20 protein-coding genes are annotated in these 23,868 nt (G+C 58.8%); 3 read left to right on the forward strand and 17 right to left on the reverse strand.

The genetic code is table 11. The annotated features are described in order from the left end of the window. Positions 1-4: 4 nt before the first annotated feature. The 5 genes from RLO149_RS03710 to RLO149_RS03730 all read right to left on the reverse strand — a co-directional run bounded on the left by RLO149_RS03710 (position 5) and on the right by RLO149_RS03730 (position 5,922). On the reverse strand, positions 5-2,077 hold the full coding sequence (locus RLO149_RS03710; RefSeq protein ID WP_013960722.1) for a hydantoinase/oxoprolinase family protein: 2,073 nt from the start codon (positions 2,075-2,077) through the stop codon (positions 5-7). A gap of 40 nt (positions 2,078-2,117) precedes the next feature. Next, positions 2,118-3,401 (reverse strand): TRAP transporter large permease, encoded by a 1,284-nt coding sequence (locus tag RLO149_RS03715; protein ID WP_013960723.1) that lies wholly within the window; start codon positions 3,399-3,401, stop codon positions 2,118-2,120. Positions 3,402-3,406: 5 nt separating this feature from the next. Beyond that, a complete protein-coding gene (locus tag RLO149_RS03720; RefSeq protein WP_013960724.1) occupies positions 3,407-4,006 on the reverse strand; it encodes a TRAP transporter small permease subunit in 600 nt (199 codons plus the stop codon). A 97-nt stretch (positions 4,007-4,103) separates the two neighbouring features. After that, entirely contained in the window at positions 4,104-5,156 is a 1,053-nt protein-coding gene (locus RLO149_RS03725; RefSeq protein ID WP_245538121.1) for a TRAP transporter substrate-binding protein, read from the reverse strand. 61 nt (positions 5,157-5,217) lie between these two features. Next, positions 5,218-5,922 carry an isochorismatase family protein gene (locus RLO149_RS03730; RefSeq protein ID WP_013960726.1) on the reverse strand — a complete coding sequence of 235 codons (705 nt, stop codon included), beginning with the start codon at positions 5,920-5,922 and terminating at the stop codon, positions 5,218-5,220. Positions 5,923-6,122: 200 nt separating this feature from the next. Here RLO149_RS03730 and RLO149_RS03735 point away from each other — a divergent pair, with 200 nt between their 5' ends. Further along, entirely contained in the window at positions 6,123-7,025 is a 903-nt protein-coding gene (locus RLO149_RS03735) for a LysR family transcriptional regulator (RefSeq protein WP_013960727.1), read from the forward strand. A 4-nt stretch (positions 7,026-7,029) separates the two neighbouring features. Here RLO149_RS03735 and RLO149_RS03740 read toward each other — a convergent pair whose 3' ends face one another. From RLO149_RS03740 to RLO149_RS03755, 4 genes are all read right to left on the reverse strand, one after another. Further along, a complete protein-coding gene (locus tag RLO149_RS03740; RefSeq protein WP_013960728.1) occupies positions 7,030-8,136 on the reverse strand; it encodes an ABC transporter ATP-binding protein in 1,107 nt (368 codons plus the stop codon). A gap of 30 nt (positions 8,137-8,166) precedes the next feature. Next, positions 8,167-8,991 carry an ABC transporter permease gene (locus tag RLO149_RS03745; RefSeq protein ID WP_013960729.1) on the reverse strand — a complete coding sequence of 275 codons (825 nt, stop codon included), beginning with the start codon at positions 8,989-8,991 and terminating at the stop codon, positions 8,167-8,169. Positions 8,992-9,001: 10 nt separating this feature from the next. Then, positions 9,002-9,856: an ABC transporter permease gene (locus tag RLO149_RS03750; RefSeq protein ID WP_013960730.1), complete on the reverse strand. Its 855-nt coding sequence runs from the start codon at positions 9,854-9,856 to the stop codon at positions 9,002-9,004. 80 nt (positions 9,857-9,936) lie between these two features. After that, the gene (locus RLO149_RS03755) at positions 9,937-11,223 is read right to left on the reverse strand and encodes an ABC transporter substrate-binding protein (protein ID WP_013960731.1); all 1,287 of its coding nucleotides are present in this window, start codon (positions 11,221-11,223) and stop codon (positions 9,937-9,939) included. Positions 11,224-11,724: 501 nt separating this feature from the next. Between RLO149_RS03755 and RLO149_RS03760 the strand changes: the two genes are divergently transcribed. Further along, positions 11,725-12,867: an alanine racemase gene (locus RLO149_RS03760; protein ID WP_013960732.1), complete on the forward strand. Its 1,143-nt coding sequence runs from the start codon at positions 11,725-11,727 to the stop codon at positions 12,865-12,867. 60 nt (positions 12,868-12,927) lie between these two features. Here RLO149_RS03760 and RLO149_RS03765 read toward each other — a convergent pair whose 3' ends face one another. From RLO149_RS03765 to hutI, 8 genes are read right to left on the reverse strand one after another with little or no spacing between them, the layout of a single operon-like run. After that, on the reverse strand, positions 12,928-13,731 hold the full coding sequence (locus RLO149_RS03765) for a phytanoyl-CoA dioxygenase family protein (protein WP_013960733.1): 804 nt from the start codon (positions 13,729-13,731) through the stop codon (positions 12,928-12,930). 37 nt (positions 13,732-13,768) lie between these two features. Then, complete coding sequence (locus RLO149_RS03770) at positions 13,769-14,809, reverse strand: aromatic ring-hydroxylating dioxygenase subunit alpha (RefSeq protein ID WP_013960734.1); 1,041 nt, start codon at positions 14,807-14,809, stop codon at positions 13,769-13,771. Positions 14,810-14,825: 16 nt separating this feature from the next. Continuing rightward, the gene (hutU, locus tag RLO149_RS03775; RefSeq protein WP_013960735.1) at positions 14,826-16,496 is read right to left on the reverse strand and encodes a urocanate hydratase; all 1,671 of its coding nucleotides are present in this window, start codon (positions 16,494-16,496) and stop codon (positions 14,826-14,828) included. An 11-nt stretch (positions 16,497-16,507) separates the two neighbouring features. Beyond that, positions 16,508-17,653: an acyl-CoA dehydrogenase family protein gene (locus RLO149_RS03780; protein WP_013960736.1), complete on the reverse strand. Its 1,146-nt coding sequence runs from the start codon at positions 17,651-17,653 to the stop codon at positions 16,508-16,510. Beyond that, the gene (locus tag RLO149_RS03785) at positions 17,650-18,816 is read right to left on the reverse strand and encodes a CaiB/BaiF CoA transferase family protein (protein ID WP_013960737.1); all 1,167 of its coding nucleotides are present in this window, start codon (positions 18,814-18,816) and stop codon (positions 17,650-17,652) included. Before RLO149_RS03785 ends, RLO149_RS03780 begins: the two co-directional genes overlap by 4 nt. After that, positions 18,813-19,607 (reverse strand): N-formylglutamate deformylase, encoded by a 795-nt coding sequence (gene hutG, locus RLO149_RS03790; protein WP_013960738.1) that lies wholly within the window; start codon positions 19,605-19,607, stop codon positions 18,813-18,815. Before hutG ends, RLO149_RS03785 begins: the two co-directional genes overlap by 4 nt. Next, positions 19,604-21,145 (reverse strand): histidine ammonia-lyase, encoded by a 1,542-nt coding sequence (gene hutH / locus RLO149_RS03795; RefSeq protein ID WP_013960739.1) that lies wholly within the window; start codon positions 21,143-21,145, stop codon positions 19,604-19,606. The genes hutG and hutH overlap by 4 nt, the downstream gene beginning before the upstream one ends. Beyond that, on the reverse strand, positions 21,142-22,335 hold the full coding sequence (gene hutI, locus RLO149_RS03800; protein WP_013960740.1) for an imidazolonepropionase: 1,194 nt from the start codon (positions 22,333-22,335) through the stop codon (positions 21,142-21,144). The genes hutH and hutI overlap by 4 nt, the downstream gene beginning before the upstream one ends. 75 nt (positions 22,336-22,410) lie before the next feature. Between hutI and RLO149_RS03805 the strand changes: the two genes are divergently transcribed. Next, positions 22,411-23,775 (forward strand): formimidoylglutamate deiminase, encoded by a 1,365-nt coding sequence (locus tag RLO149_RS03805; RefSeq protein WP_013960741.1) that lies wholly within the window; start codon positions 22,411-22,413, stop codon positions 23,773-23,775. The last annotated feature ends 93 nt before the right edge of the window (positions 23,776-23,868 follow it).

Raw genomic sequence — 23,868 nt, forward strand, 5'->3', positions numbered from 1 at the left:
TCCTTCAGGATTTCGTCAGGCGCATGCTGCCATAGTCCAGAACCTCGGCGGTATATCCGGGCGGCAACAACGTGGTGGAGTTGTGCTGGATGATGATCGTGGGCCCGTCCACGGTGGTTCCGGCCCCGAGCTTGCCGCGATCAAGGCGCGGTGTGATGTGGCTTGTGCCATCGTCAAACACGGTTTCGCGCTCATACATAAAGGCGTTTTCCACATCATCGGGCTTGCCTTTGAACAGCGGATCCAGCGCGTGATGACGTACTTTTGCCGTGGCAATGACGCGCACGGTATAAAGTTCAACCAACGCATCATCAAAGGCGTATCCGTAATCCGCCTTGTGCTGTTTGTGGAACGCGTCGATCACCTCGGCCTTGTTTTCAAGGCTCAGTCCGCCCGTGGGCATCGGAATGCGCAGTTCAAAGCCCTGACCGTGATAGCGTATCTCGGCGATGACCTCATAGGCCTGTTCGGCGTTGGGAATATCATCGCTGTCCAACAACACCTTGCCCATCGCACTGAGATCAGCAGAAACTGCGTTGACCTTGTCGATCGCCGCCTGATCAGCACTGAAAAGGTTGGTGATAACAGAACGCGTGTGTTCGTATTGCAAATCCGTGCCCAGCAGCCCCATCGCCGCCGTGATACCCGGTGCAAGTGGCACCAGAACATCGCGGGCCGAAACAAGTTCTGCCAGCGCCGTGCCGTGGAAGGGGCCCGCGCCGCCAAAGGGCATCAGCGAGAAATCTCGCGGATCATAGCCCCGTGCGACCGAATTGGACCGGATCGTCAGGGACATGTTGTTGTTGACGATCTTGATGATGCCAAGGGCTGCATCCGTCACAGAGATACCAAGCGGGTCCGCGATCTTTTCCTTGATCGCCTTGTGGGACAATTCCGGATCGAGCGGCAGATCGCCGCCAAGGAACTTGTCCGCATCCATCCGGCCCAGCACCACCTGCGCATCGGTCACGGTCGGCTCTGTGCCGCCACGGTTGTAACAGGCCGGTCCGGGTTGCGACCCGGCGGACCGCGGTCCGACGTTAAATCCGCCCGCCGCATCAAGATAAGCGATGGAGCCGCCACCCGCACCAATGGTCTCCAGATCAATCATCGGCGCCATAACGGCATGGCCTGATACAATTGTGTCGCGTGGGTTCTTGATGCGAAATTGCCCGTTCGCAATGGTCGAGATGTCGGCGGATGTGCCGCCGATATCAACGGTCAGGATGTTTTCGGTGCCTGCCAGACGCGCCTCGGACAGTGCACCGATCACGCCCCCGGCGGGGCCGGACATCAGGATGCCAACCGGCTTTTTGGCGCAGCCGTCGATGGTGGAAATACCGCCATTCGACTGGATCACCCGCAGCTTGGCAGGGATACCCGCGTTTTTGACCTTGGCTTCGAGATTGCGCAGATAAAGCGAGGATTGCGGACCGACAAAAGCGTTCATCGCAACGGTCGAGAAACGTTCATATTCGCGGATGACGTTTGCAACTTCTGACGAGATGGACACATAGGCGTCCGGTATTTCCTCAAGCACGATGTCGCGGGCGCGCTTTTCATGGCTGTCATTCAGAAACGAAAACATAAATCCAATCGCGATGGATTTCACACCGCGCTTTTTGTAAATCGCACAGGCGGCGCGCACCTCTGCCTCGTTCATTGGAACCTCGACCTCGCCGGTGGGCGGGCGAATGCGTTCCGTCACCGCAATTCGGTTGCGGCGCTTGGACAGGGGATGGCTCTGCCATGGCACATCAAAGTGCAGCGAAAAGTTATGTGGGCGCTTGTGGCGACCAATATGCAGGATATCGCGGAACCCTTTTGAGGTGATGAATCCCACTTCGGCACCGTTGTGTTCGATGGTGATATTCGTAGCAACCGTGGTGCCGTGGCTGATCACTTCGATCTGTTTCTTGTCGATCTCGGCGATGTTGCAGATCTGTTCAATCCCTTCGACCACGGCGATGGACTGGTCCTGTGTGGTGCTGGGGACTTTGTGGAAAAACGTGCCTTTGTCACACTCCAGAACAAGGTCAGTGTTGGTTCCGCCTACATCTACGCCGATACGCGCCATGTTTCATCTCCCTTGGGGTTTATTGAAGTCATTCTGTTTGTCATTTTATTACACCGGGCAGCCAAAGCGCGATCTGCGGGAAGGCCAGCAGCAGCACGATCATCAGGATCAACGCCACCAGAAAGGGCAGGGTGCCTATTATCACGTCACTGATGGGCCCGTTTTTGCGCACACCCTGAATCACATAGAGGTTGATCCCGATCGGCGGCGTGATCAGCGCCGTTTCCAGCATCAGCATCATCAGGATGCCGAACCAGATCAGATCAAACCCCATGCCCGCAACAATTGGTGCAAGCAACGGGGTCGCGATCAGCAAAAGTGAGAAAGCCTCCATAAAGCAGCCGAGGATCATGAAGGCGATGACGATCACGATCATGGTCTGCATCGGTTCAAGCCCCAGACCGTTGACAAAGCTGCTCATCAACTCCGTCAGGCCAACAACGGCGAGCACGAAGTTCAAAAAGACAGCGGCAAAGACGATCAACATCACCATGGCAGTGGTCCGCATTGTGCCCTCAACGGCCTGCTGCAGCATGTTTATTGAGACTTTGCCGTTCCACGCGGCCAGCGCCAAGGAAGAGACAACACCCAGTGACGCGGCCTCCGTCGGGGTGGCGATCCCTGCGTAGATGGATCCGACAACGATCAGGAAAATACCAAGCGGCGGCAGTAAATCGGGCAAGGCCCTGATCCGCGCGCCCCAGTCACTGTGACCGCGTGTGCCGCCCCAGGATGGTTTGATAATGCAGGCGATCAGCACGGTCAGCATGAACAGGCCAGCGAGGATCGCCCCCGGTATGAAGCCCGCCATATAGAGTTGCGGCACCGAGGTATCGGTCAGCAGCGCATAGACGATCATGTTGATGGATGGCGGGATCAGGATACCCAAAGTGCCACCCGCCGCCAAAGTACCCATGAACAGGCGCGGGTTATAGCCGTCCTTTTCGATTTGGGGCATGGCAACCGTGCCCACCGTCGCCGCCGTCGCAATGGACGACCCAGAGGTTGCCGCAAACAGCGTACAGGCGCTGATGTTGGAGTGCATCAACCCGCCGGGCAGCCATGACAGCCAATGCGACAGGGCCGCATACATCTTTTTGGCTACATCTGCCCGCAACAGGATTTCGCCCATCAGGATGAACAGAGGCACTGCCGTGAGAATGAAATCGATGCTGTTGGTCCAGAAGATGTCACCAGCAGCAAGATAAAGCGGCATCGGCGAGTAGATATACGCCAGCGCCAGAGCCAGTATGCCAATCACCGCAGCGATTGGAACGCTAAGCGCGATCAGGCCGAATAAAATTCCCGAGGCTGTGCCCAGCATTGTGATTAGTCCCTTCTGGCTGTCGATGGATCGTCAAGAAGCCCGCTTGTTTCTTCCTTGATCTCTTCTTCCATCGAGGTTGCCCCACCGAGTGCATGCAATGTGTCGAACCGTCCGCGCACCAGTGCCGAGATCATGCCGTAAAGAACCACGAACAGCGTGAAACAAAACAAGCACCAACCCAGCACCCAAAGGCCTTGCGGGATGATAAGCGGGGTATGAAGCGGTGTGATGGAATGAGAGTTGTTTTCCCATGTGACCGACACCATCAGCAGGGCGCGCCATGTGACGATCACGACAAAGAAGGTCAAAAGGGACAGCCCCAGAATATCCAGAAGCGCGCGTCCAATGCGTGGAAACATCTGATAGCCTACGTCGATGCGCACGTTCGCTTTTTGCAAAAGCGCGAAAGGAAAGGCAAAGGCGGTGGATATGGCAAAGAGATAGCCGGAGATTTCATCTGACCCTGCCAGCGAAATCCCGAAAAACTTGCGACACAGCACATCAATGGAGACCATGAAGGCGGCGAACAACATCATCGACCCACCGATCCATACGGCGATGCGGGATGTGGTCGTCAGTCTTGCAAGCAAAGTGTTGTACATAGTGAACCCGTTGAAAATGCGGTGCGTCCTGTCGTACTAGGGCGCACCGCCAGTGAGTGGCGCGACATGTCCTTGCCGCGCCAACAGGGAGGTTCGTTTAGTTCGTGGGGGCACTCAGGCCCGCCGCAGCGCCTGCTGTCTCGTTCCATGCCGAGACACAATCGTTGCCGCAGCGATCAGACCACCGCTTGAGGACAAAGTCGCTGAGGATGGCTTGACGTGCCGCCTCGTCGTCCGGGCTGGGCGTGTTCAACGATGCGGCACCTGCTTCGCCCATCGTGCATTCAACCGTGCCGGTCAGACATCCAACGCCCATGGCCTGTTCGGATTCCGCAATGGCCCAGCCGGCGTCTTCCATCTCGTCAAACGCGGCCTGCATGACTGAGCGGCTTTCCTCGTCGAGGCCATCCCAAAGATCTGCATTCACCGCGGTAAAGGTGATCGAATAGCCAATCGGCAGGGTAAAGACATGGTTGATAACCTCATGCCATTTCGCCTTGAAGGCTGAAACCGGATCAGTGACCGCGCAATCGGCGACCCCCTTTTCAAGTGCAGGAACAACTTCGGCAAAGGGCAATGTGACGACAACGCCGCCTGCACCTTCGACAAAATCACCCAAGGTAGCAGAGTGGACCCGTATTTTACGTCCCTTCAGATCATCGATGCTGGCGATTGGCTCAACACAGTAAATCATGGACGCAGGCCAGGGATGCAGCGACACAATCGTGGCCCCGTATACATCGCGGAACGTCTGATCCATTGTCGGCTCATAGGCCGCCGCGATCTGACGCATCGTGGCAAAGTCAGGTGCGATGCTGGAAAGATCCGTGCCCTCAATCGCAGGGTTTTCGGATGCAACATAGCTGCCCAACCCATGCGCGACCTCGAAAACACCAAGCTTCAGCAGGCGCATCACTTCGGTGCCCTTAAGGCCCGCTTTGGTGATCGGGATGGCGTTGCCTGTGATCCTGCCGCCTGTCGCGGCAGGCAGCTTTTCGCTCCAGAACGGCTGTTCGACATTCTGCCATGACGACAGGTTGCCCCATGTGCCGACGACTTTGAAATCACGTTGAATCGTCTCTGCTTGGCCCGCGATTACGGACAATGCAGTTACCATGGCGCAAGACCCTAAAGTTCTGATAATTTTCATTTTAACCCCCAAATGATTTTTGAAAGGCCAACGCGCAGCCAATCCGCGCGTTGGCGCGTTATTACTTGCCGACGGTATTGAGGTATTCGACGCAGGTATCCACGGTTTCGACATCGCCGAATTTGGAGTCGATATCGAAGAGGTTCCATGCAACAGCACCGGGCACTCGATCCCCGATCGCCTCTTTCACCGCGATGGTGCGGAACCCGTCTGCGATGCCGTCACAGATGGTTTGGCGCACGCAGGCACAGGCCGTCACGCCGGTCACGAGGATCGTGTCCACACCATTTGCGCGCAGGATGCCGGCCAGTTCGGTGCCGTGGAAAGAGCTCGCGCGTTTTTTCAAAAGGGTATACTCGCCCTCAATTGGCGCGATGCGGCTGTCGATGGCCCAGAGATCCTCATTCGCCAGATCAACGACATCCACCGGAATTTTATCATGCCACAGGCCCATGTCCGTGAAAGGAGCATTGCGGTCAGTGATCTCATAGGCCGTGGTGACATGGATCACGGGATGACCATTGGCGCGGAAAGCCTTGAGCAGCTTCTGCATGCCGGGAATGATCTCGTTATCCATCTTTTCCTGATCGCAGGTGAAAGGGTTGCCCGGCCGCGTCCAGGCATTCGCCAGATCGACACTGACCAATGCGGGTTTTTTGCCAAAGCCCACGCGCCGGGCGAATCCACGCTCTTTATACAGCTTTGTTGCCTCGTCGAACGCCTGCTGCAGCATGCGATCCAGTTCTTTGACATCTACGTCTTCCATGTCCTGTCCTTTTGTGTTTCGGGCCCGAAAGGACCGATCTGTTGTTCAAATTCAGCGTGGCGCAACGATCGCCTGACGCCAGTGAACGCCCTGAGGGGTACAGAAACAATTGCTGTGTGAGCCACTATTATTGATCTTTTTACAATTATCGCTAAGGCTATATAAATCAGGGGGTTTTTAATGCGATTGGGGTATGGATTATGGCGGCACTGCCGAATTACAGGAATATTGAGGCGTTCAATGTTGTCGCGGTTGAGCTGAGTTTTCGCCGGGCTGCGGAACGTCTGGCGATGGATCAGAGCGCGCTGAGCCGAAGGATCCGCCAACTTGAAGATCTGCTGGGGTATCAATTGATCCGCCGCACAACGCGCGAAGTGTCCCTGACGGCCGCCGGCGAAGTTTTCCACGAGCGAACGCGGCTGATGAGCAGCGAGATTGAGACCGCTGTGCGCGCCGCAGGCATCGCAGCCGAAGGCAAGAGCGGCTCTCTGAGGATCGGGTATATGTCGTTCGCCGCAATGGAAGTGATGCCAAGCGTTGTGCGCGAATTCACCCACCGCTACCCCGATATAGACCTTGAACTGCAGTATATCCGTACGCAAGGTCAACGCATCGAACTGTCGCGCAACAGAATTGATGCGGGGTTTATGCTGGGTCCTTTCTCTCATCCGCAGTTCGAAAACAGAGTGCTGGTAAGCGAACCACCCGTCGCGATCTTATCGACGGACCACCGGCTGTCGACCCGGCCATCCGTGACCTTGGCCGAGATTGCACAATACCCGATGGTGTTGGGAAGCAGGGCGGAATGGGACTTCTTTCGGTTGTTTCTCGAAGATCTCTTTTCACGCGAAGGACATAAGATTCAAATCAGCTATGAGGCGTCAAATGCGCTTGGAATTCTGGGGCTTGTATCATCCGGCTTGGGTGTTTCTGTGTACTCCCAAGGTATTGCACGGTTCCAGCCCCGCACGATCATGACCAAACCCATCAGTGACTGTGATGCGAAGATCTCAACGTTGCTGGCATGGAACCGGGCCTATAAAACGCCCGCCCTGATGAATTTTATCGCAGTCGCAGAAGAGCTCTATCCCAACGCGTCATAACGCGTTAATCGCCGCTGGAATTGTTGGTGCCCAGCAAGTGGCAGACATTGTCTGACGACCATTCCGAAATCACAGCGTCACCGACTTTGAGCGGGTTATCAAAATATGCGCGGTCGTCCATATATACGATGAATTCATCGTCCTGCGTCGTATTCAAGCCGACTTTGACGAATGTCCCCTGATATTCGACGTTGATGACCTCACCTTGCAGGGTGTTCATGTCTTGCTCTGCCTTGGAAACGATGCGGATTTTGTCCCGGCGCACGGCAAAGCTGATCGGATCACCGATGGCCATGTCCCGTTTGACGGGCAGATCAAAGCGCGCGCCACCTTCGGCTTCGGCCACGACCTGCGACCCGTTTGTGGCCGCAATCGTGCCTGTCACCACGTTCTGGCCGCCCATGAAGCGGGCGATATAGGGGCTGTATGGCTGGTCATAAACGGCACGCGGATGGTCCGCCTGTTCGATGATGCCGTGATCCATCACGATGACTTTGTCCGCCAGCGCAATCGCCTCGGGTTGGGTGTGGGTGACGTGAATGAAGGTAATGCCCAGATCATCCTGCAGTCGCTTGAGTTCGACCCGCATCTTGAGCCGCAGGAATTCATCGAGTGCGGATAGCGGTTCGTCCAGAAGCAGGACCTGCGGGTTCGTGATCAAGGCCCTAGCCAAGGCGACGCGTTGCCGTTGCCCGCCCGAAAGCTCGAAGGGCATACGATCTGCGAGGTTCGCAAGCTCAACCCGTGCCAGCATTTCCATCGCCTGTTCCTGCCGCGCCGGTTTTGCCACGCCATGTATCTTGAGGCTGAACGCGACATTGTCTTTCAGGTTGAGATGCGGAAACAGGGCGTAATCCTGAAACATCAACGCCGTACCACGTTCGCCCGTGCGCATGGTTGTGACGTCATTTCCGCCAATCAGAATACGGCCCGAGGTCGGCGTTTCATGCCCCGCGATCATCCGCAAGAGCGTGGATTTTCCGCAGCCGGAAGGGCCGATCATACAGCAATAGCTGCCCCCTTCGATCACCTGATCGACAGTACCAACGGCCTGAAAATTCCCAAAGGACTTGGTAATCTTTTCCAGTACAATTTCGCCCGTTTTGCTCATTTTCTTGGGTTCCTTATTGTGCGTCGGGTGTCATTTGCCGCGTTTGCGTTGGGAAAAACCGATACCAGCAAATGCCGCCACGATGAGGCACAGGCTGAGGGCTGTTGTCAGCGTGCCAATCGCATAAAGGGCGGGCGTCGTGACGTTGGAGGTCAGCGTTGCAATATGGATCGGCAGCGTGTTCTTTGTTCCCACGGCCAAAAGCGAGCGTGGGAATTCGTCATAAGACAGCGTCAGCCCAAAGAGCGCGACAGCGATGAGTCCGGGGTACAGGATGGGAAGGGTCACGTAGCGCAGGACGCCGACGGATGTGGCGCCTGCATCGCGTGCGGCCTCTTCCCATGAGCTGTCAAACCGGTTGAGCACCGCAAACATGATCAATAAGCCAAAGGGCAGGGTCCAGCTCAGGTGCGCGCCAAGACCCGAGATCATCCAGTGCGGGCGAATACCGATGGTTTGAAACATCTGACCGATGCCGAGGCTCACCAGAATGCCGGGCATGACCAGCGAGATAATGGCGAGGTAAAACACCGGACCGGAGCCGAAGAAACGGCGTCTGAACGCCAGTCCGGCAAAGAAGGATACAACCACCGTGATCAACATCGCAACTGCGCCCAAAGTCATTGAGCGTTTGAACGATCCTGCAAGATCGCCGTATCGGGTTGAGGTAAACAGATCGTTGAACCAATGGGTCGAAGCCCCGCGCATCGGAAAGGTCATACCGCCCGTTTCCCCCTGAAAGGACAAGACAAAGATCGCGATCATGGGCCCGTAGAGAAACAGGATGAAGGTAACGAAGAAAGCCGTCAGCAGGTAAAAAGCCAGACCGCGCCGGGATTTGTTGTTCTGTGCCATTGGTTTGCCCCTATTTCGCCAGCTCGGCGCGCACATCGACCACACGCAGGATGACCGACACCATAAAAACCACCACCGCGATCAACAGCACCGCCATGGCAGCCGCTTGCGGATAGAACAGCTGATCAATGTTGTTCTTCATCGCGGAGACGACAGACGTGCTTTGCCCGCCGCTCATCACGCGGACGATAAAGAAATCACCCATCACTAGCGTCACGACAAAAATCGTGCCAAGCGCGATGCCGGTGCGGGTCAAGGGGATGATCACGTTCCACAGGATCTGCAGCTGGCTCGCACCTGCATCCTCCGCGGCTTCAATGACATTCGGGTTGATCTTTACCATCGCGTTAAAGATCGGGACGATCATGAACAACGTGAACAGGTTCACATAGGTCAGGATCACGGCAAAATCGGAGAACAACAGAAATTCGAGGGGTTGGTTGATCACTCCTGTCGACATCAGCGCGGTGTTGAAAATCCCCTCTCGGCCCAGAAACGGGATCCATGAAATCATGCGAATGACTGTCGAGGTCCAGAAGGGGATCGTGCACAACAAGAACAGCGCGATCTGTATCTTCAGGTTTTTGACATAAAAAACAAGGTAGTAGGAAACGGTGAAACCGATCACCAGCGCGATGGCCCATGTGATGGCCGCATAGCGGATCGTGTTGAAGAATATCTTCCATGTGACCCAGGAGGAAAACACCTTGGTGTAGTTTTCCAATGTGAAGTCGGGAAAATACTCCAGACCGTCAAAAGTCCAAAAGCTGAGCGATACGACAGTGGCGAGCGGAATGCCCACAAAGGCGATCAAAATCGTCGCCATTGGCAGGATTTGCAGCCATGAAATCAATGTCTTGTTCATGAACGGTCAACCACTCATTATTGCTGATCTGGGCTGGGCGCTGCTGACACAGTGCCCGGCCGTTAGTGAAAAAGGGCGTGTCAGGAAGCGACGAATTCGTTCCAGCGCTCGACCAGATACTGGCCTTCATCCATCAGCGTGTTCCAGGCTGTGATGCCGCCGACACGCTGCTCGAAAGAGCCGCCGTCACGCGCGCGTCCGGGCTGTTCCATAACGCCACCAAAGGGGTCCTTGATCTCAACGGCGGCGGGTTTTCCTTCGTACCAATAATCCCACTCTTCAGCGCTCAGCGCCGCCTTTGTGGTTTCAGGCACCGTGCCGTAATAGCCTTGCCGTGCAACAAATGCGCCATATTCGCCCGAGAGCATCCAGTTCATATATTCATAGGCGGCGTCGCGTTTCAGACCGTCGAGGTGGCTCATCATGCCCAACCCATTGCCCCAGCCGCGATAGCCTTCGCTGAGCCCGCGATATTCGCAGTCGATACCGCGCGAGCGCACAGCGGTAACGGCGGGCGACCACATGGATTGAATGACGACCTCGCCCCCGGCCATGAAGTTCACCGATTCATCAAAGGAGGACCAGAATGCGCGGAAATGGCCGGCTTTCTTGAGGTCAATCAGGATGGCGATGGTCTTGTCGATTTCTTCCGGCGTCATGTTGCCTTTGTCGCCGTATGTGATGTCGCCGCGCGCTTCGATGGCCATGGCCGCATCCATGATGCCAATTTGCGGCACGTTGATCAGCGCGGTTTTGCCTGAAAACTCAGGGTTCAGCAGTTCCGCCCAGCTGTTGAGTTCGCGGCCGATCAGGTCGGGCCGGATGCCCAGCGTATCCGCATTGTAGATCGTTGGAATGATCGACGCCTGATCCGTTGCGCCACTGGCGAAACCGCCCTCGCCATTCACATACTGGACCTCAAAGGGCAGGGTGCCCTGTGTCGACATGGGCGAGCCATCGAAATTGGTGCCATCGCGAAAAATGGGTATGATTTTTTCCCAGTTCTCAATGCGGCTGACGTCAATCGGCTGCATGTTGCCGCGCCGCCAAACCCGCTGAGTGGCCCAGAATTCCAGATCGGCAATGTCCAGCGTATCAGGCTGGTTAACAACGCGCGCCATAATCCCATCGGTCCAGGCGTTTTGCATCTCTACCTTGAAGCCCAAATCCGCAGAAGCCTTTGCGACCATATCCGGGAATGCGGAATAGGCAGGTCCGAGGTGCAACAACGTAACATCCTTGATGCCCTGCGCCCAGATCATCGGCGCGCCCAGAACACCGGAAGCTCCAGCCAGCGCCGTGCTGGTCCCGAGCTGTTTCAGGGCAGATCGGCGTGAAATCTTCGTTGGTTTATTTGTTTTTTGCATTTGTCTCTCCGCTGTGGTGATCGCCAAAGGTAAATTCCGGCAGATATCCTTGGTGGCATTTTGGATGTGTTTTTAGTTGTAAAATGTATGTTCGCCGACAAGGTGCACGCTTCGTGCAACGAACGCGCTTGTTGGTCTTCACTCTAGAGGCAGACGCCCGCAAAGATTGAGCGTAAGATTCTCATTAATTAATGCAAAATTTGCAATAATGCGGATGCTTAAAAAATAAGCGCTGTCAACCGGTCCAAACCGACGGTCATAAACGTTAGCCGCTGTTGCAGGTTTTCAAAAACTGACGGCTGCGCTTGGTATTTGTTTCAAGCGAAATGAATTTTGGTGACAGGCGCAAAAGGATAGGGTGCCGCCGTTCCTGCACGCGCCGTGGCATCGAATACTGGGGGCGTGCCGCTTTTGGTTTTTTCGGGAAGCGGTCGCCATCGGATACCGGAACCCACGTGACGGCACTTTCGTTTTCGACGTTGCGGGTGTAAGGGCAGGCGCATGACTGATCCTCGTTTTTCCTACCTGCAGACACCCTGCTTGCTCGTCGATGAGGCGCGCATGCAGCGAAATATTCACCGTTTGTCCGATCATGCCGTGACATTGGGCGTATCACTGCGACCGCATCTGAAAACGACGAAAAGTGTCGAGGCGGCACGCTATGTTCTGGCCGATGGAAACGGGCCTGCCACAGTGTCGACCCTCGCCGAGGCCGAAGTTTTTGCCGCCGCCGGGATCAGGGATATTCTCTATGGCGTTGGTATCTGTGCGTCCAAGCTTGACCGCATTATCGCGCTGCACCGCGCAGGCTGCCGTGTGACGGTGCTGTTGGATTGTGCCGCACAGGCCGAGGCTGTTGCATCTGCCTCACGCGCGGCGGGCATCGTGATTCCGGCACTTATCGAGATTGACAGCGATGGGCATCGCAGTGGCTTGTCACCCAATGATCCGGCACTCGTTGAGGTCGGGCGCATTCTGGTAAATGGCGGCGCAGAACTCACCGGTGTTTTGTGCCACGCAGGAGGCAGCTATGGTTCCGTCGGTCGAGACGCCCATGTAAAATGCGCCGAGCAAGAGCGTCTCGCGGTCGTTCAGGCCGCAGATGCGCTGCGCGCCGCAGGATTGCCCTGCCCGGTCGTGAGTGTCGGTTCAACGCCCACGGCGCATGCGGCAAAAGACCTGACCGGAGTGACCGAGCTGCGCGCAGGCGTTTACGTGTTCTTTGATCTGGTCATGGCCGGTATTGGCGCATGCAGCGTGGATGACATCGCGCTCAGCGTTCTGACCACCGTCATCGGTCACCAAAAAGAGCGGGAATGGACGATCTGCGATGCAGGCTGGATGGCAATGTCGCGCGACCGGGGCACGGCAGCGCAGCGCGTCGATCAGGGCTATGGGATTGTATGCGACAGTGCAGGCGTGCCGATCCCCGGATTGATCATGGTGCAAGCCAATCAGGAACATGGCGTCATCGCGCGCCATCCGGATTTCAAGGGCGCGATACCGACCTTGCCGGTCGACACGCAACTGCGCATCCTGCCTAACCATGCCTGCGCGACGGCGGCACAGCACAGCGGGTATCACGTTGTGCCCAAAGAGGCGGGCGCCCCCTTGATGAAGTGGTCGCGGTTTGGCGGCTGGTAGGCCGCTTGGGTCAGCCTCGCACGGGCAGCCCGGCACAGGTGGCCGCATAGATCGCGCCGCTTAGTCGGCCGTTTTCAGCAGCATCGGGAACCAGTCTTCGCGCAGGCGCTGCCCCTCTTTCATGTCATGACCGGGAAACGGGGGCGATGTTGGCCCCGGACGCTCGACAAAACGTGCGTCATCGCCCAGCAAGCGCAAGGAAAACGCCCGGCGGCGGGTGCCGCTTTCATTGCCGCGCGCGCCATGCAACGTCTTGTAGTTGAACGCCACGGCGTCGCCCGGTTCCATCTCATATTCGCGGATGTCCATCCCTTCGGCGTCCGGGTCTGGCACCTGCATGTAGTCATCATCATTGGGATAAAAGCTGGTCTCTGCCAGCCAACGCGTGGGCAACACAGGTTTTTCCCACAGATGCGAGCCTGCCACACAGCGCAGGGATGCATCGCGCACAGGATCAAGCGGCGACCAGAAGCTGACAGTTTGCTGCCCTTCCACAAAATAATAGGGGCTGTCCTGATGCCACGGCGTGGGTTTGGATGTACCCGGTTCCTTGACCAGCACATGGTCGTGAAACATCTGAACGCTCTTTGATCCCATCAGCTCAGCGGCAACCGCAGCAGCTGGTGATGCCTTTATGGCTTCGGCAAATTCGGGAATGCGGGTCCAGTTGCAATAATCGTCAAAGAAACGACCGCCTTCTCCTTCCTTGAGGTTTTCGGCCGCGTAGGGTCCAGGGTCCGCCATATTGCGCGCCACGCCCGCGCGAAGCTGGTCCACCTGATCCTTGAACAAGCCTTTGACAAGGACAACACCGTCGCGGGCATAGGCGTCGATGTGGTCTTGAGTGAGGAGGGGATGTGTCATCGGTTTCGTCCTTGGTAAATGGATGGTCGTGCGCGGGCTATTCGGCCATCTGGCGATCGACCTGTTGTTCTTCGTTGATCATCGCCTGCAACTGGCGGCGGAAGCGAAGCTGTCCGCCATCAATGGGCAGGTCGATATGCGGCGAGGTCTTGTTGGCCATGCCTTTTTGCACCTCGTTCAATACGGCGCGGTCTTCTTCGAAGGCGTGCTGCACATCCTCGCTCATCATCTTGGACAGGGCCTCATCATCGGGTCGGATGTTGCGCAGCTGGAACCAGTAGTACCGCGTGCGGCCCTCATCGGTGGGTGTCATGAAGTTATAGCTGTCCATGATGAACGTATTTTCATGCAGCGGCCCATCCGGACCACCGGTGCCAGCCGGTGTAAACACCGCCTTGATCAACGCATGCGACGGGTAGCGGACCTCGTAGTGCTGCAAACGGTCGCAATTTCCCTCGAACTCGACGACCTTCTTGTAGAACGGGGCAGGTTCGTGATCCATCATCCAGCGATGCACGATTACACCCTCGTCCGTCTTGGTGATACGCAGGGGCGTGTCCTTGGTGGCTGCCGCGGCAAAGCTGCTTTGATGCACCCATGCCACATGGGTCGGGTCCAGCAGGTTGTCGCACATCAGCAGATAGTTGCAGTCCAACTCCATCGCCGCACCCCGGTTTATGCCCCATGCCGGATTGTCGTAATTCTCGATCTCGAAAATGTCGGCAGGATCGGCCAGCGCGGGATTGCCCATCCAGATCCACACCAGCCCGTATTTTTCTTGCAGCGGATAAGCATGCACCTTGGCGTTGGAGGGAATGCCGCCAGAGCCGGGCGCCCAGACACATTGGCCCACGCAATTGAAGGTCAGGCCGTGATAGCCGCATTCAACCGTGTCCCCTTTGATGCGCCCTTTGGACAAAGGCAGCTTGCGGTGCGGGCAGGCGTCTTCTAGCCCGACCAATTCCCCCGCTTCAGAACGGAAAACGCAGATTTTTTCACCAAGCACCGTAATCTGTTGCAATTCGCGCGTGATCTCATGATCCCACGCGGCGACATACCAAGCATTTTTCAAAAACATCTGCATGTTCCTTTTTTCAGCGGCCCACGATACCGGGCAGGTTCAAGCCATTCTCGCGCGCGCAGTCAAGGGCGTCTTCATAGCCTGCATCGGCGTGACGCATCACCCCTGTCGCAGGGTCATTCCACAGGACATTCGCAATGCGGCGGTCTGCATCCTCGGACCCGTCACAGCAAATGACCATGCCCGAGTGCTGCGAAAAGCCCATGCCGACACCGCCGCCATGGTGCAGCGACACCCATGTCGCACCGCCTGCCACGTTCAGCATCGCATTCAAGAGCGGCCAGTCCGACACCGCGTCCGAGCCGTCCTTCATCGCCTCCGTTTCGCGGTTGGGCGAGGCCACAGAACCACTGTCCAGATGATCACGTCCGATGACGACCGGAGCGCTCAGTTCGCCAGTGCGCACCATTTCGTTGAACGCAAGACCCAGCTTGTCACGCAGGCCCAGTCCCACCCAGCAAATGCGCGCGGGCAGGCCCTGAAACGCAATCCGTTCGCGGGCCATGTCCAGCCAGTTGTGCAGATGCGGGTCGTCGATCAACTCTTTGACCTTGGCATCTGTCTTGTAGATGTCCTCGGGGTCGCCCGACAGCGCGCACCAGCGGAACGGGCCGATGCCCCGGCAGAACAGCGGGCGGATATAGGCGGGCACGAAGCCGGGGAAGGCAAAGGCGTTTTCCAGCCCTTCCTCTTGTGCGACCTGTCGGATGTTGTTGCCGTAATCCAGCGTGGGCACGCCTTGGTTCCAGAAATCGACCATCGCGGCGACTTGGGTTTTCATGCTGGCGCGCGCGGCTGCCTCAACCGCCTTGGGGTCGCTTTCCTGCTTTTCGCGCCACTGCGCGACGCTCCAGCCTTGTGGCAGATAGCCGTGAATGGGGTCGTGGGCAGAGGTCTGGTCGGTGACCATATCGGGCTTCACGCCGCGCTTGACCAATTCGGGGAACACATCAGCGGCATTGCCGATCAGGGCGACGGATTTGGCCTCACCTGCAGCGGTCCAGCGCTCGATCATCGCCAGCGCTTCGTCCAGATCATGGGTTTTTTCATCGACATAGCGGGTGCGCAGACGGAAATCGGCGCGGGTCTCGTCGCATTCCACCGCAAGACAGCAGGCCCCGGCCATCACCGCCGCCAGCGGTTGTGCACCACCCATGCCGCCCAGACCGCCAGTCAGGATCCAGCGGCCTTTGAGGGTGCCGTCATAATGCTGGCGACCCGCTTCCATGAAGGTCTCGTAGGTGCCCTGCACGATTCCCTGCGTGCCGATGTAAATCCACGACCCGGCGGTCATCTGGCCATACATCGCAAGGCCCTTTTTATCGAGCTCGTTGAAATGTTCCCACGTGGCCCAATGCGGTACGAGGTTTGAATTGGCGATCAGCACGCGCGGCGCATCCTTATGCGTGTTGAAGACGCCCACCGGTTTGCCCGACTGCACCAGCAGCGTTTGCGTCTCCTCTAGGTCCTTCAGCGCGGCGACAATCGCGTCGAAATCCTCCCACGTGCGCGCAGCACGGCCGATGCCGCCGTAAACCACCAACTCATGCGGGTTCTCGGCCACATCCGGGTGCAGGTTGTTCATGAGCATGCGCATGGGCGCCTCGGTGAGCCAGCTTTTGGCCGTGATTTCCGACCCGGTGGGGGGGTAAACGTCGCGCAGGTTATGACGGGCGTTGGTCATGGTTTTCTCCTTCAGTGCGCCAGCAGGTGGCCGGCGATGATATTGCGTTGAATTTCAGAGGACCCTTCGTAGATGCGCATGATGCGCAAATCGCGGGTCAGTCGTTCGATCGGGAAATCACGGGTATAGCCATAGCCCCCGTGGATTTGCAGTGCCGCGTCGGCCACACGATCCGCAGCCTCGCTGGCCTTCAGCTTGGCCATCGCCGCCGCTTCGCTGAAACGCGCGCCCGTATCGCGCTGCCGGGCAGCCTCAAGCGCCATGAGCCGCGCGCCGTATAGATCGAGCGCCATATCGGCGAGCATCCAGCGGATACCCTGTTTGGCGCTGAGTGCCTCGCCGCCGATGACGCGATCACTGGCGTAGGCTTTGGCTGCATTAAGGGCCGCTTGCGCCATGCCGATACATTGCGCGGCAACTTCGACGCGTCCATTGTCCAGCACTTTCATCGCGGTGCGAAAACCTGACCCTTTCTCGCCCAGCAGGGCCTCCGCCGGCAGGTGGCAATCCAGCGTCAGCGAAAACACATGCCCGCCCTTGAGGCCCATGGTTTTTTCCGCAGGTCCGGCGGTAAATCCGGGCGTGTGCTTGGGCAGGATGAAGGCGGATATCCCGCGATGCCGCGCCGCCGGATCGGTGACCGCAAAGACGATGAGGATATCCGCGACACCCCCGTTCGAGATGAAACATTTGGACCCCCTCAGGTGCCATCCATCCCCCTCTCGGGTTGCGCGGGTTTTCATATATGCCGGATCGCTGCCCGCTGAGGGCTCGGTCAGGGCAAAGGCACCCAGTGCTTCGCCTGTGGCCACTTTGGGCAGCCAATGGGCTTTTTGCGCCTCGGTGCCGCCGATCAGAATGGAATCGCTGGCCAGAAAATGCGCGGTCAGCGCCGAGGCCGTCGATCCGCATCCACCGGCCACGATTTCAACGGCGCGCAGCAGGGCAGGGGCGGAAATATCCGAGCCGCCGAAGGCTTCGGGCAGGTTCGCGCCCATCATACCCGCCTCTGCCAGCACCTTGAGTTGCGCGTGGACGAAATTCGACGTCTCGTCCGTTTGCGTTGCAAGGGGCGCGATCTTGTCCGCCACGATCCGTTCAAGCAGATCGCAAAACAGGGTTTCGTCGTCGTTCAACATATGCCAGATGGAGGTCATAGAACCACTCCCTTGTCGCGAAGCAGGGCCAGCCGCGCCGCGTCCACATCGCAGAAATCCGACAGGATGCGCGTCGCATCCGCGCTCAAACCCGGTGCGGGGGTCTGTGCCATCGGTTTTTCACCGTCAAACCACACGGGCTGCCCGACCAATGGGCGCGCGCCGTGCTGAACGAGGGTGCGCGCCTTTGCATGTGCGCTTGTGCTTGCCTCGGCGATGCTCCAGATCGGGGCAGAGGGCAGTTGCGCCTCTGCCAATGCGATCATGGCATCTTCTGTCGTTTGTTTTGCGCTCCACGCCTCAATGCAGGCTTTGAGCGCGGGTTCATGCCGGGTGCGCAGACTATCCGTGCCAAAGCGTGCATCCTGTGGCAAATCGGGCTGCCCGATCAGGTCCGCCAGCCGGGCGAATTGGGCCGGGGTCAGCACCGCGATCACCACCTGACCGTCCCGTGTGGCAAAGCATCCGAAAGGGGTCGATAGCGGGTGCCGGTTGCCGACCCGCTCCGGCGTTTGGCCTGCATAAAAATGCAGCGCGTGGCTGGTGGTCAAAAGGGAATAAAGCGCGTCATACATTGCGATGTCCAGCACGGCACCTTGTCCTGTGCGCCCGCGATTGACGAGTGCGGCAAGGATCGCCCAGCTGCCAAACAGACCGCCCATCAGATCAGCGACCGATTCACCGGTTTTGAGCGGCGCGCCGCCCTCTTCTCCGGTGGCGGCCATCAGGCCGGACATGGCCTGCACGACCAGATCATAGGCGGGCAGGTCCTTGAACGGTCCGGTCTGCCCAAAACCCGACACACGTGCATAGATCAACCCGGCGTTTTGCGCACGCAAGGTGTCAGGACCAAGCCCGATCTTATCAGCCACGCCGGGACGGAAGTTTTCGACAACCACATCGCAGCCTGTGGCGATCTGCTGCGCAAGCGCCAGCCCTTCGGGGTCTTTCAGGTTCAGCGCGATGCTTTTCTTGCCGCGATTGTTCAGCGAAAACAGCGCGCTGTCACCGTCGAGGAATGGTCCGATGTGACGATAATCATCCCCGCGTGGCGGCTCCAGTTTGATCACCTCCGCCCCCAGATCGGCCAGCAACGCCGTGCAATAGGGTCCCGCAAGGACGCGGGTGAGATCCAGAACCTTGATCCCGTCCAATGGCTTCATGTCCGCAGTTCCGGTGCGAGGTCAGCAAGACGGTTCAACATCTGCGCCAGATGAGGGCGCAGCCGCCCAGCACGTGCGTCGTCATAGGTCCAGGGCGCGGCTTCGGTCTCCAGATAGGCCGATTGCGCAATTTCCATCTGGATCGCATGCCAGCCTTGCGCGGGTCGTCCGTAATGGCGGGTTGTCCAGCCGCCTTTGAAACGGGCGTTCAAAACGCTTGTGTACTCTGGTGCGGCGGCGGCGAGGTCCCAAACACATTGTTCGATCCGGGGCGCACAGGTCGCGCCCGAATTGGTGCCGATGTTGAGGTCCGGCAACACACCATTAAACAGGAACGGGATATGCGAGCGGATCGAGTGGCAGTCGTATAGGACCGCCACACCGTGCAGGGCCTGCACGCGGGCCATCTCAGCCGCCAGTGCCGCGTGATAGGGCGCGTGAAAATCGCGTCGACGGGTGTCGATGTCTGCCTCGCCGGGCGGCGTATCCCAGATATCGCGCCCGTCAAAATCTGTAAGCGGGATCAGGGTGGTGGTGTTCTGACCGGGGTAGAGGCTTTCGCCCTCGGGATCACGATTGGCGTCGATCACATAGCGATGGAAATTGGCCGTCACCGTCGTCGCATCCGCCAACAGACCATCATAGAGCCGGTCAATATGCCAATCTGTGTCCGCCAGCAGGCGGCCATTGTCGTTCAGTTTTGCGGCAATGCCATCGGGCACATACGTACCCGTATGGGGAAAGCCCAGCACGATGGGGCTGCTGCCCTGATGAACGCTGACGGGGGTCATGCGGCCTCTCCCTTGACGAAGGCAGGCAGACCCACGCAAGACGCCAGCGTGCCGTTTGCAACCAAGGCGCTGGCGGCTTCGATGGAGGGCGCCATATAGCGGTCTTCGACGATTGTCGGTACATGCGCGCGCAAAACGGCCATCGCGGCCTTGAGCGGGGCGCTGGTTTCCAGAGGGGCGCGAAATTCGATGCCCTGCACGCCGCACATCGCCTCAACGCCCAGGATCACATTCAGGTTCGCGTTCATCCGCAACAGGCGCCGGGCGGCATGGGCTGCCATGCTGACGTGGTCTTCCTGATTGGCGGAGGTCGGAGTGCTGTCGGTCGTGCAGGGATTGGCGAGGTGCTTGTTTTCGCTCATCAGCGCGGCGGTGGTGACTTCGGCAATCATCAGGCCTGAGTTGAGGCCCGGATCAGGCGTCAGAAAGGGCGGCAGGTCAAAGGACAGCGTCGGGTCGACCATAAGTGCGACGCGCCGCTGCGCAATCGCGCCCAGTTCCGACACGGCCACGGCGATCTGATCGGCGGCAAAGCCCACCGGTTCGGCGTGGAAGTTCCCGCCCGAGACGATCAGCTCATCCTCCACCAGCACCAGCGGGTTGTCGGTGACGGCGTTGGCCTCGATTTCGAGCGTTCTGCCTGCAAAATGCAGAATATCCATCGCGGCACCCGTCACCTGCGGCTGGCAGCGGATGCAATAGGGGTCCTGAACCCGCGTGTCGCCCTCCACGTGGCTTTCGCGGATTTGCGAGCCTGCCATCAGCGCCCGTTGCGCGCGCGCCACGGCGATCTGACCGGCGTGCCCGCGCAGGGTGTGGATCGCGTCCTGTAGGGGCGCGGTGGAGCCCATGATAGCATCTGTGGACAAGGCACAGGTCAGCACGCAGGTCGCCGCATTGCGCCACGCGCCCCACAGGCCCACCAGTGCGCAAGCGGTTGAAAACTGCGTGCCGTTGATCAGCGCCAGACCCTCTTTTGCGCCCAGCACGATGGGGGTGATGCCCGCGTGGCGCAGGGCATCACCGGCGGCCATGCGTGTGCCTTCGAAAACGGCCTCACCCTCACCGATCATGGCTGCGGCCATATGCGCCAGCGGAGCCAGATCGCCCGATGCACCGACCGACCCTTGGCTGGGGATCACAGGGGTGACGCCGCGCGCGAGCATGTTCTCGATACTCTCAACGGTCGTCATTGCAACGCCGGATGCGCCGCGGCCCAAAGACAGCAGTTTCAGCACCATCATCAGCCGGGTGGTCGCCGCGTCCAGCGGCTCACCCACGCCGCAGCAGTGTGACAGGATCAGGTTGCGCTGGAGCGTTGCGACATCCTTGGGTGCGATCTTGACGCTGGCCAGTTTGCCAAAGCCTGTATTCACGCCATAGACCGCGTCATCACCGGCAGCAGCCTTTGCCACAAGCGCCTGCGCCGCTTTGATCCCGGCATGGGCCGAGGGGCACAGCGTGACAGCACGGTTGTTCGCCCAGATGTCTTGCAATTGCGCGAGCGTTGCCGCACCCGGTGTCAGCGTGAGTGTCATATCGCCCCCTTGAAGATGCGGTGATGCAGCGGGTTGAACCCGATGCGATAGGCCAATTCGCTCGGATGCTGTGCGTTCCAGACGCACAGATCAGCGCGTGCACCTGCCATGATCCGGCCGCGGTCCTTTTCGCCCAAGGCCGCGGCAGCATGGGCCGTCATGCCCAGCAAGGCTTCCAGCGGAGTCACGCGAAACAGGGTGCAGGCCATGTTCATCGCCAAAAGCGGCGATGTCAGCGGGGATGATCCGGGGTTGCAATCCGTGGCCAGAGCCATGCGCACAGCGTGTTTGCGGAAAGACGCGATCGGCGGGACCTTCGTTTCGCGCAGCGTATAGAATGCGCCGGGCAGCACGACCGCAACCGTGCCGGATTTCGCAAGTGCCTGCGCGTCGGCATCCGTGGCATATTCCACGTGATCAGCGCTCAGCGCGCCATAGTGCGCCGCCAGTTGCGTGCCACCGATGTTTGACAATTGCTCAGCATGGAGTTTGATCGGCAGGCCAAGCTCCACCGCCACGTCAAAAACGCGCCTGATTTGTGCTGTGTCAAAGGCGATGCCCTCGCAGAAACCGTCAACCGCATCGACCAGCCCCTCGCCGTGTGCGGCACGCAGGGTGGGTAGGCAGATGTCGTCGATATAGGCATCCGGGTTGCCCTTGAATTCCGGCGGGACAGCATGCGCGCCGAGAAAGCTGGTGCGCACATCTACCGGGCGGGCGCTCGCGATTTGGCGGGCGACGCGCAGCATCTTGAGTTCCGTGTCACGGTCCAGCCCGTAGCCGGATTTTACCTCGATCAGCGTGACACCTTCCGCGATCAGCGCATCCACACGGGTCAGCGCATCTGCCAGCAGCGCCGCCTCGGATGCGCTACGCGTGGCCGTCACGGTCGATACGATCCCCCCGCCTGCGCGCGCCACTTCTTCGTAGCTCGCACCGTTCAGGCGCAGCTCGAATTCGGTCGCGCGATTGCCGCCGAAAACCACATGCGTATGGCAGTCGATCAGCGCCGGAGTTACCAGCCGCCCGCCCAGATCATGCGTTGTTTCGCTGCGGTAAACATCGGGCACATCGGCACTTGGCCCCACCCACGTGATCTGGTCACCATCGGTGGCGATGGCACCTTCCTCGATCAGACCGTAGTCCTGATCGTCCCGCAGGGTCACAATTCTGGCGTTGGTGAAAAGCATCCGTCGACTCACTTGCAAGTTGGCGTTCTTGGTGTTTTATGTGCATACATAATATTATGTCAAGCGGAGTGAACCATGCAAAGGATTTGGGCTGAAAAGGCGCTGTTACCCTCTGGCTGGGCGTCAAATGTGCAGGTTGATATTGATGCGCAGGGCCGCATCGGTGCGGTCCAGCCCGACGCACCCGAGACCGGCAGCCGCGTTGCGATGTTGCTTCCAGCCCCCGTCAATGTGCACAGCCATGCGTTCCAACGCGCAATGGCGGGCCTGACCGAGCGGCGCGGCCCCGACCCAAGCGACAGCTTTTGGACATGGCGCCAGTTGATGTTCCGCTTTCTCGACCGTCTGACACCGGACCATATCGAAGCGATCACGGCATTTGTGCAGATGGAGATGCTGGAGGCCGGATATGGCGCGTCGGTTGAATTTCACTATCTGCATCACCAGCCGGGCGGCGCCATTTATGACAGTATCGCGGAAACTTCCGAACGCGTGGTGGCTGCAGCGGATCGCACGGGTATGGGGCTGTGCCTGTTGCCCGTGCATTATCAATTCGGCGGCTGTGACCAGCGTGACCTGACCACGGGGCAGATACGGTTCGGCAACACGTTTGATCGGTTCCAGAGGCTGTATGCGGCGGCCTCGACCAGCATCAGGCATGCTTCGGCAGACTGCAGCATCGGCGTCGCGCCCCATTCCCTGCGTGCGGTTGGCATTGCCGATCTGCAAGCCTATGGCACGGCATTTCCGGACGGTCCGATCCACATGCATCTGGCTGAACAGCGCGCCGAAGTCACGGAGGTCGAAGCGCATTGGGGCGCGCGGCCCGTGGTTTGGGCGTTGGACAATATGGACCTTGATGCGCGCTGGTGCCTGATCCACTGCACCCAGATGACCCCTGACGAGACGATCAGCCTTGCGCGTTCAGGTGCGGTTGCGGGTCTTTGCCCGATCACCGAAAGCAGTCTGGGCGACGGGATTTTCGATGCGGTGCGCTGGGTCGATCATGGTGGGGCCTTTGCGATCGGGTCTGACAGCAACATCCGCATTTCACTGAGCGAAGAGATGAGGACGCTGGATTACTCCCAACGGCTGCGTGATGGCACGCGCGCAGCGCTGGCATCGCCCGGGAAATCAACAGGGCGGCGGATTTTTGATGACATCCTGCAGGGTGGCGCGCAGGCGGCGCAGCGCGCGTCAGGGCGCATCGAGGCCGGATGCTGGGCGGATATGCTCTCGCTCGATACAACCTCGGAACACCTGTGGGGCAGGGACGGCGACACGGCGCTGGATGCATGGATTTTCGCGGGGGATGACCGTTTGGTGACGGACGTCTGGTCTGCCGGGCGGCATATGGTGAAAAACGCGCAGCACGTGGAACGCGCGAAGATCGTCGCAGATTACAAACGAACAATCGACGCGTTGCGGGATGCGTTGTAACCGCCCCTGATTGCGGGTTCGCGAAGGCTGCGGACCCCGGTACGGGCCGGTTTTGGGCGGCATTTCTGATGCGTGTTTCTTGACAGCACAGAA

The organism is Roseobacter litoralis Och 149 (assembly GCF_000154785.2).
Taxonomy (GTDB): domain Bacteria; phylum Pseudomonadota; class Alphaproteobacteria; order Rhodobacterales; family Rhodobacteraceae; genus Roseobacter; species Roseobacter litoralis.